Source organism: Allobosea sp. (assembly GCF_048595345.1).
In the GTDB taxonomy this organism is placed as follows: domain Bacteria; phylum Pseudomonadota; class Alphaproteobacteria; order Rhizobiales; family Beijerinckiaceae; genus Allobosea.
Genome location: NZ_JBMDWH010000031.1, coordinates 53,407 through 62,083 on the forward strand (window position 1 = coordinate 53,407; position 8,677 = coordinate 62,083).

The 8,677-nt window shown below is 66.3% G+C and carries 8 protein-coding genes; 2 read left to right on the forward strand and 6 right to left on the reverse strand.

The features are described 5' to 3' along the window. Positions 1-38: 38 nt before the first annotated feature. On the reverse strand, positions 39-1,097 hold the full coding sequence (gene hemH / locus ACOJTB_RS04205; protein WP_420101264.1) for a ferrochelatase: 1,059 nt from the start codon (positions 1,095-1,097) through the stop codon (positions 39-41). 167 nt (positions 1,098-1,264) lie between these two features. Between hemH and ACOJTB_RS04210 the strand changes: the two genes are divergently transcribed. Continuing rightward, positions 1,265-2,785, forward strand: coding sequence for a bifunctional metallophosphatase/5'-nucleotidase (locus ACOJTB_RS04210; protein ID WP_420101265.1), 1,521 nt, complete (start codon positions 1,265-1,267; stop codon positions 2,783-2,785). 59 nt (positions 2,786-2,844) lie between these two features. Next, positions 2,845-3,480, forward strand: a complete 636-nt coding sequence (gene ung, locus ACOJTB_RS04215; protein WP_420101266.1) for a uracil-DNA glycosylase — start codon at positions 2,845-2,847, stop codon at positions 3,478-3,480. Positions 3,481-3,544: 64 nt separating this feature from the next. On the opposite strand, the gene ACOJTB_RS04220 is transcribed toward ung, so the two are convergent. From ACOJTB_RS04220 to ACOJTB_RS04240, 5 genes are all read right to left on the reverse strand, one after another. Continuing rightward, positions 3,545-4,777 carry a phenylacetate--CoA ligase family protein gene (locus ACOJTB_RS04220; protein WP_420101267.1) on the reverse strand — a complete coding sequence of 411 codons (1,233 nt, stop codon included), beginning with the start codon at positions 4,775-4,777 and terminating at the stop codon, positions 3,545-3,547. 49 nt (positions 4,778-4,826) lie between these two features. Then, on the reverse strand, positions 4,827-5,672 hold the full coding sequence (locus ACOJTB_RS04225) for an ABC transporter ATP-binding protein (RefSeq protein ID WP_420101268.1): 846 nt from the start codon (positions 5,670-5,672) through the stop codon (positions 4,827-4,829). Positions 5,673-5,761: 89 nt separating this feature from the next. Beyond that, positions 5,762-7,090 (reverse strand): ABC transporter substrate-binding protein, encoded by a 1,329-nt coding sequence (locus tag ACOJTB_RS04230; protein WP_420101269.1) that lies wholly within the window; start codon positions 7,088-7,090, stop codon positions 5,762-5,764. Between the two features lie 116 nt (positions 7,091-7,206). Beyond that, on the reverse strand, positions 7,207-8,286 hold the full coding sequence (locus ACOJTB_RS04235) for a branched-chain amino acid ABC transporter permease (RefSeq protein WP_420101270.1): 1,080 nt from the start codon (positions 8,284-8,286) through the stop codon (positions 7,207-7,209). 13 nt (positions 8,287-8,299) lie between these two features. Continuing rightward, a partial coding sequence (locus tag ACOJTB_RS04240) for an ABC transporter permease subunit (RefSeq protein ID WP_420101271.1) occupies positions 8,300-8,677 on the reverse strand: 378 nt, incomplete at its 5' end.

Sequence of the window (8,677 nt, forward strand, 5' to 3'; positions counted from 1 at the left end):
CTTTTCGATTCCGGCGACTGCGGCCATGAGAGGGCGGCTCAGATCCAGCCCATCAGTTCACGGCGAACGACCGCCTCGATCACGTCGATGCCTTCGGCGGAGTCGTTGAGGCAGGGCAGATAGGCGAATTTTTCGCCGCCATTGTGCATGAAGATCTCGCGGTTCTCGCCGTCGAGTTCCTCCAGCGTCTCCAGGCAGTCGGCGGAGAAGCCGGGCGCCACGATCGCCATGGACTTCTTGCCGGCCTTGGCCAGCGCCTCGACGGTTTCGTCGGTGTAGGGCTGCAGCCATTCGTCCGGGCCGAAGCGGGACTGGAAGGTCAGCGGGAAGCGTTCGGGCGAGAAGCCCAGCTCCTCGCGCAGAAGCCGCCAGGTCTTGGCGCATTGGCAGTGATAGGGGTCGCCCTTCAGCAGATATTCCTTCGGCATGCCGTGGAAGGAGCAGAGGATCACCTCGGGGTCGAAGTCGAGCTTGGCCAGCGAGGCGCGCATCGAGCGGGCGAGCGCGCCGATATAGGCCGGATCCTCGTAATAGGGCGCGGCGATCCGCACCGCCGGCTGCCAGCGCAGGCTCATCAGTGCACGAAAGGCCTGGTCGCAGGCCGTCGCCGAGGTCGCGGCGGCATATTGCGGATAGAGCGGCACGAACAGGATGCGGTCGCAGCCCTGCTCCTGCAGCGCCTCGATGCGGCTTTTGGTGTCCGGAAAGCCGTAGCGCATCGCCCAGTCGAAGACGACACGGTCGCCGGCCATCTCTTGCAGCCGCGCGGCGAGGCCCTCGGTCTGGGAGCGGGTAATGGTCTTGAGCGGCCCCTCATTGCGCTCGTTGTTCCAGATCGAGGCGTAGTCCTTGCCCTTCCGGCTCGGGCGCACCGAGAGGATGATGAGGTTGAGGATCGGCCACCATTTCCAGCGCGGCTCCTCGATGACGCGCTTGTCGGAGAGGAATTCCTTGAGATAGGCGCGCATCGGCCAGTAGGTCGTGCCTTCCGGCGTGCCGAGATTCATCAGCAGCACGCCGATGCGCCGGGGGCGGATGCGCGGATGGTCGGGCGGGAGCTGGACGGGCTTCGTGAGCGTGGCGATATCGGCGGTCATCGGCGGGCTCTCCTCGAGAGGCTGATTTAGACGAGTTAACGGTTTCGTCCAGCCTCGTCGCGGGCCGTTCGCTGCGGTGCGATAGCGCAGCTAGTCTTGCGCGAAGCTCTGGCGTGGCCCGGTGCTTTTGCTACTCTGGCGCGGTTCTCATCATCGAGGCTCATGCCATGACCAAGCTGACCCGCCGCAAGGCCTTCGGAGTGCTGGCCGCACCGGCCACGCTCGCCGCCACGGCGCCTGTCGCCCAGGCCCAGCAGCCGGCGCCCAGCTTCACGCTGCTGCTGGTGAACGACATCTACAAGATGAGCGACGACAAGGGCCGTGGCGGGTTCGCGCGTGCGGCGGGCATCGCCAAGGCCGAGCGGGCGCGGGGCGTGCCGGTGCTGTTCTGCCATGCTGGAGATTGCTACTCGCCCTCGCTGATGTCCGGCTTCGATCAGGGCGCGCATATCGTCGCCATGCAGAACAAGATGGGGCTCGACGTCTTCGTCCCGGGCAATCACGAATTCGATTTCGGCAAGGAGAATTATCTCAAGCTCGTCGCCGCGCAGACCTACCCGACCTTCGCCGCCAATCTGCGCGACGCCAACGGGGCCAAGCTGCCCGGCCACGAGGACAGCCGCATCTTCGAGCTCGGCGGCATCAAGGTCGGCGTGGTCGGCACGGCCTATGACCCGACGCCGCAGATCTCCCATCCCGGCGACCTGAAGTTCTCCTCGACCATGGAGGCGCTGAAGCGCGAGGCCAAGGCGCTGAAGGCGCAGGGCGCCGACATCCTCGTCGCTGTCGTCCACGCCGACCGGGCGATGGATTACGAGATTGTGCGCTCGCGCGTCGTCGATATCGTGCTGACCGGCCACGATCATGATCTCGCCATCGCCTATGACGGCAAGGTGGTGATGGTCGAGTCGAACGAGGAAGGCAATTACGTCACCGCGATCGACATCGCCGTGACGGTCAAGGGCGAGGGCGCGGCCCGGCAGGTCTCCTGGACGCCGACCTTCCGTGTGAACGATTCCCGCTCCGCCACACCGGACCCCGAGGTCGCGGCGATCGTGAAGGGCTACGAGTCGGAGCTGTCGAAGGAGCTGGACGTCGATGTCGCCAAGCTCGCCGCCCCGCTCGATTCCCGCACAGGCGTGATCCGCACTCAGGAGAGCGCGATCGGCAATCTGATCGCGGACGCGATCCGCGACGCGACGGGCGCCCAGCTCGCCATCAGCAATGCCGGCGGCATTCGCGCCAACAAGCAATATCCGGCCGGCGCGATGCTGACCCGCCGCGACGTGCTGAGCGAACTGCCTTTCGGCAATGCGACGGCGATGGTGGAGATCACCGGCAAGGACGTGAAGGACGCGCTGGAGAACGGGCTCTCGCCCGCCCCGCAGGGCTCGGGCAAGTTCCCGGTCGTGTCGGGTCTCCGCTTCGAAGCCGACATCAAGCAGCCGCCGGGCTCGCGCGTCGTCGCGCTCACGGTCGACGGCAAGCCGATCGACCCGGCGGCAAAATACACGGTCGCGACCAACAACTTCATGCTGGAGGGCGGCGACGGCTATACCGCGCTCGGCCGCGGCAAGACGCTGATCGGCGTCACCGACGGCAAGCTGATGGCGAATGAGGTGATGGTCTATCTGCGCCGGCTCGGCACGGTCGAGGCCAAGGTCGAGGGGCGGGCGGTCCTGAAGTGAGCTGCATCGCGGCGCTCGCCGCCTTTCTGGCGAACGGGTCCGCTGCAGGTTGGCGCGCGTTGCCGGCCTTTGCCCCCGGTGGTGCCGCTGCACGCGCTTGTGCCGCGGTCGATGCGGAGCGGGCGGCGGGGCATGTCGTCGCGCCCTCGCCCGAGCGTGTCTTCGCCGCGCTGTCGCTGACGCCTTTGGAAGCGGTCCGGGCGGTGATCCTCGGGCAGGATCCTTATCCGACTCCGGGCCATGCCAATGGGCTCGCCTTCTCTTATGTCGGACCGCCCCCGCTGCCGCGTTCGCTCGTGAATCTCTATAAGGAGCGGGCCGAGGATCTCGGCGTGAGCGGGCAGCCGGACGGCGATCTGACGCGCTGGGCGCAGCAGGGCGTGCTGCTGCTGAACACCTCACTTACCGTGCGGGAGGGGGCGAGCAAGGCCGGCTCGCACCTGGCCATCGGCTGGCGGGAGGTCACGGACGAGATCATCGCAACGGTGTCGCGCGAGCGGCCTCATGTCGCTTTCATGCTCTGGGGAGCGCCGGCGCAGGCGAAGCGGGCGCTGATCGACGAGGCGAAGCATCTGGTGATCGCCAGCGCCCATCCCTCGCCCTTGTCGGCCCGGCGTGGCTTCTTCGGATCGCGGCCGTTTTCGCGGGCGAATGCGTGGTTGGAAGGGCAGGGAGAGAAGCCGATCGCTTGGTGAAGAGCGCGGGGGACCCTCTCCTTACAGGAGCGGGGCTTCCGCGCTTCTTTCGGAACGAGAGCTGCTATCCGACCGGCCGCTCGTCCGCGATCACCTTGCCGTCATTGGGCAGGGCGCCGAGCGGCAGCACCTCGACGCGGCCCTTGAGCTTGGTGACCTGCTGGAGGGTCGAAGAGACGGCGTCGATCAGGCCGGCCGGCTCGGCATAGATTTCGGCCTTCAGGGTCATCGTGTCGGTTTCCTCGGCGCGGCCGACGACGAGCCTGAGCTTGGCGATTTCGGCATGGCGCCTGGCGATCTCCGCCACCTGCTCGGGGCGCACGAACATGCCCTTGATCTTGGCGGTCTGGTCGGCGCGGCCCATCCAGCCTCTGATCCGGGTGTTGGTGCGCCCGCAGGGGCTCTGTCCCGGCAGAACGGCTGTGAGATCCCCGAGCGCCAGGCGGATGCGGGGATGGTGGGGGTCGAGACTGGTGACGACGACTTCGCCGACCTCGCCCTCGGGAACTGGGTCGCCCGTGCCGGGGCGGACGATCTCGACGATCAGGTTCTCGTTGAGGACCATGCCTTCGCGGGCGGAGGTCTCATAGGCGATGACGCCGAAATCGGCGGTGGCGTAGAGCTGGTAGGCGTCGATGCCGCGCTCCCTGACCCAGGCCTGGAGAGAGGGCGGGAAGGCGGCGCCCGAGACGACGCCCCGGCGGATCGAGGAGATGTCGACGCCGCGCGCCTCGGCGGCCTCGATCAGGATCTTGAGGAAATCCGGCGTGCCGGCATAGGCGGTGGGCCGATAGGCGGCGATCACCTCCATCTGCTGCTCGGTATTGCCCGGGCCGGCCGGGATGACGGCACAGCCGAGCGCACGCGCGGCCGAATCCATGATGAAGCCGCCGGGCGTGAGGTGATAGCTCAGCGTGTTGAGCACGATGTCGCCGGGCCGCAGGCCGGCCGCGAACAGGCCGCGACCCGCGCCCCAGGCATCCGGGCCCGTGCCTTCCGGCTCGAAGATCGGGCCGGGCGAGGTGAAGAGGCGGCCGAAGCTGCCCGGCGCTTCCGGGACGAGACCGCCGAAGGGAAGGGCCTGCTTCTGAAGGGTCGGAAGCTCGGATTTGCGCAGGATGGGGAGGCGGGCGAGCGCCTCGCGGCTCGTGATCGAAGCGGGGTCGATGCCGGCGAGCCGCTGCGCATAGGCGGGGGCTTGCATCGCCGCCGCGAGCACCGCCGGGAGACGTGAGAAGAGATCGGCCTCGCGCTCGTCCTGCGAGCGGGTTTCGAGCGCGTCGTGATGCTCGGTCATGGTCGTCTCTCGCTGATAAAAAGGTGAGGGCTCGGCAGATTGGCGCTCATCACGACAGCCAGCGCTTGCGGCGCTTGTAGCTCTTCACCTCGCGGAAGGACTTCTTGTTGCCCTCGGCGACGCCGAGGTAAAATTCCTTCACGTCCTCGTTCTCGCGCAGCATCGCCGCCTCGCCATCCATCACGACGCGGCCGGTCTCCATGATGTAGCCGTACGTTGCGTAGCGCAGGGCCATGTTGGTGTTCTGCTCGGCGACGAGGAAGGAGACGCCCTCCTCCGCATTGAGGCGGCGCACGATCTCGAAGATCTCCTCGACGATCTGGGGGGCTAGGCCCATGGAAGGCTCGTCGAGCAGGATCATCTTCGGCTTCGACATCATGGCCCGGCCGATGGCGCACATCTGCTGCTCGCCGCCCGAGGTGTAGCCGGCCTGCGAGGAGCGGCGCTGCTTCAGGCGGGGGAAGGTCTCGTAGATCTTCTCGAGGTCGCGCTTGATCGCGGCGTTGCCGTCGGGGCGGGTGAAGGCGCCGGTGAGGAGGTTCTCCTCGATCGAGAGATGGCCGAAACAGTGCCGGCCCTCCATCACCTGGATGCAGCCGCGCCGCACCAGTTCGCTCGGCGACATCCGATCGACGCGCTCGCCGTCGAAGACGATCGAGCCCTTGGTGACCTCGCCGCGCTCGGCCTTGAGCAGGTTCGAGATCGCCTTCAGCGTTGTGGTCTTTCCGGCGCCATTGGCTCCGAGGATCGCGACGATGCCCTTGCGGGGAACCGTCAGCGAGACGCCCTTCAGCACCAGCACGACGTGATCATAGATCACCTCGATGTTGTTGAGGGCGAGGATGGTGTCGCTCGCGGTGGAAGCGGCGGGTTTTTCGAGGGTGGCGGTCGACATGGAACCTCCGGCAGTCGGCAATGGGCAGTCGGCGGTCGGGATCGACAGGATCGACTGCCGATTGCCTACTGCCGACTGCCCCCGTCACATCAGGACGACTTCTCGCAGGGCTCGGTCCGCTTCGGCCAGTTGCCGGCCTTTTCGGTGTAGTCCTTGGCGCTGCTCTCGATCAGCGGGCGGACCTCGTCCTTCATCGGCTCAATCCAGTCGCCCTTCTGCGTCCATTTCGTGCCGTCCCACTCGGCGACATAGGCCTTGTGGTGGCCGGAATGATCGGCGCAGGTGATCTTCACCGGAGACGCGAAGCCGGCCATGCCGATCTCCTTCAGGCGCGCCTCGTCGACATTGAGGCTCTCCAGCCCGCGGCGCATGTCTTCGGCGTTGACCACCTTCTTGCCGGTGACCTTCTGGGCGGTGCGGATCGCCTCGACGACGAGCATCGAGTTGTAGACGCCGCGGTTGTAGAGGTTCTCGCCGACCTTCTCCTTCGGCGTCGTGCTCTTCCCCTTGTCGACCACATGCTTGATGATGTCCTGGATGACCGGGAAGTTCTGGCCGGCCGCGTTGAAGTTCAGCGACCTGTAGCCCTTCGCTTCGGCCCCGCCAGCGCGCGCGTCGTCGTCGCCGCCCGCCCACCAGACCCCGACCAGCTTGTTCATCGGGAAGTTGTTCTTGACCGCTTCCTTCACCGCGGTGGGGTTCATCGCGCCCCAGCCCTGGTTGTAGAGGTAATCCGGGCGGTCACGCCGGATCTGCAGCCAGAGCGAGCCCTGGTTCTGCATGTCGGCTGCCGCCACGGGATAGAGCTTCAGTTCGAAGCCATATTTCTTGGCGAGGTTCTCGAGCACCGGCACCGGCTCCTTGCCGAAGGGGGCGTCGAGATGGATGAGACCGAGCTTCTTGCCCTTGAGCTTGTCCATGCCCCCGAGTTCGGCCGCCATATGCTTCACCATCAGCGAAGCGCCGTCCCAGTAGGTCAGCGGGGGGATGAAGACCCAAGGGAAACTGGTGCCATCGGCCGAGGCGGAGAGGCCATAGGCCATCGACAGGATCGGGATCTTGTCGACATGGGCGCGCGGGATCGCGGCGAGCGTCGCGCCGGTCGACCAGGGCGAATAGATGATGGTGTTCTTCGCCTTGGCCTGCTCGTAGCACTCGATCGACTTCTTGGTGTCGTAGCCGGTCTCGCACTCCTCATAGACGATCCTGACGCCGTTCACGCCGCCGTCGCGCTCGTTGATCATCGCGATATAGTCGCGCATGCCGTCGCCGATCGGGATGCCGGAGCCGGAGAAGGGGCCGGTGCGGTAGGCGTTGTTGGCGAAATACACGCTGTCCTGCGCCATGGCCGGAGCAAGCGCGGCGGAGGACAGCAGGGCTGCGAGCGCGGTGCCCTTGATCAGCGTCTTCGTCTTCATCGTGACCCTCCCTGGGTTCGTTCTTCGTCGTTTCCTCGCCGGGGCGGGTCGTGCCGCCTCGGCCTCCTATGCGCCGGCGCTTCATCGTCGCCGGTCGTTCGTCGGCCAGTTCCCGCTCAGTAGGGGAAGGGCCAGGTCCGCAATTTCTGCTTCCCGATCTGCCAGAGCCGGGCGAGGCCGTGCGGCTCGGCGATCAGGAAGACGATGATCAGCGCGCCGACCAGCATGAAGGTGACATGCTCGGCCGTGGCGCCGCCGATGGGCACGCCAAGCGCCGGCAGGCCGAATTTCAGCGCCGTCGGCAGGATCGAGAGGAAGGCCGCGCCGAAGAAGGAGCCGATCAGCGAGCCGAGGCCGCCGATGATGACCATGAACAGGATGTTGAAGGACAGGCGGATCGAGAACACGTCCGCTGCCTCGCCGCCACCGTACCAGAGGAAGATCATCATCGCGCCGGCGACGCCGCAGAAATAGGAGGAGACGGCGAAGGCCATCAGCTTGGCGTTAAGGAGCTTGATGCCCATCAGCTCGGCGGCGATGTCCATGTCGCGCACCGCCATCCAGGAGCGACCGAGCTTGCCGTGGACGATGTTGGAGGCGAACCAGGTCAGAACCACGACGAGGCCGAGGCAGACGAAATAGCGCGTCTCCGGCGTCGCGGCCGCGCCCGTCAGCGGGATGTTGAAGAGCGTGCGCTGCGGTACCTCGATCGCGCCCGAGGCGTTGTAGTTGAACAGCCAGGGCACGCGCACGAAGGCCCATTGCAGGAAGAACTGCGCGGCGAGCGTCGCAACGGCCAGATAGAAGCCTTTGATGCGCAGGGAGGGCAGGCCGAAGAGCACGCCGATGCCGGCCGAGAACAGCCCCGAGACGAGGATCAGGACGATTATGTTCACGCCCGGAAAGAGAGTGTTGAGCTTGTAGCAGCTATAGGCGCCGACACCCATGAAGGCGGCGGTGCCGAGCGAGATCAGCCCGGTATAGCCGGTGAGGATGTTGAGCCCGATCGCGGCCAGCGAGAAGACGAGGAAGGGGATCATCACCGAGGCGATGAAGAAGTCGCTGCCCAGGAAGGGGATCGCGACCAACGCTATCGCCAGGATGACGGCGATGCCGATCCGGTCCTCCTTCAGGGGGAAGACCGCCATGTCGGCAGCGTAGCTGGATTTGTATTGGCCGGCCTCGCGGTAGAACATGTCGTCCGGCTCCTCAGATACGTTCGATGATCTTGTCGCCGAACAGGCCTTGCGGCCGGAACAGCAGGAAGCCCAGGGCGATGAAATAGGCGAGCCAGCTCTCGATGCCGCCGCCGATCAGCGGGCCCCAGTAGAATTCGCCGAGCTTCTCGCCGATGCCGATGATCAGGCCGCCGACGATGGCGCCGGGGATCGAGGTGAAGCCGCCGAGGATCAGCACCGGGAGCGCTTTCAGCGCCACGATCTCCAGCGCGAAGGACACGTCCGAGCGGGCGCCCCACATGATGCCGGTGATCAGCGCGACGATGCCGGCGGTGAACCAGACGATGACCCAGATCTGGTTGAGCGAGATGCCGACCGAGAGCGCCGCCTTGTGGCTGTCGGCCACGGC

Excerpts from the sequence above, each read along its gene's own strand:
- hemH (WP_420101264.1), bottom strand. The coding sequence starts at position 1,097 with ATGACCGCCGATATCGCCACGCTCACGAAGCCCGTCCAGCTCCCGCCC.
- ACOJTB_RS04210 (WP_420101265.1), top strand. The coding sequence starts at position 1,265 with ATGACCAAGCTGACCCGCCGCAAGGCCTTCGGAGTGCTGGCCGCACCG.
- ACOJTB_RS04220 (WP_420101267.1), bottom strand. The coding sequence starts at position 4,777 with ATGACCGAGCATCACGACGCGCTCGAAACCCGCTCGCAGGACGAGCGC.
- ACOJTB_RS04225 (WP_420101268.1), bottom strand. The coding sequence starts at position 5,672 with ATGTCGACCGCCACCCTCGAAAAACCCGCCGCTTCCACCGCGAGCGAC.
- ACOJTB_RS04230 (WP_420101269.1), bottom strand. The coding sequence starts at position 7,090 with ATGAAGACGAAGACGCTGATCAAGGGCACCGCGCTCGCAGCCCTGCTG.
- ACOJTB_RS04235 (WP_420101270.1), bottom strand. The coding sequence starts at position 8,286 with ATGTTCTACCGCGAGGCCGGCCAATACAAATCCAGCTACGCTGCCGAC.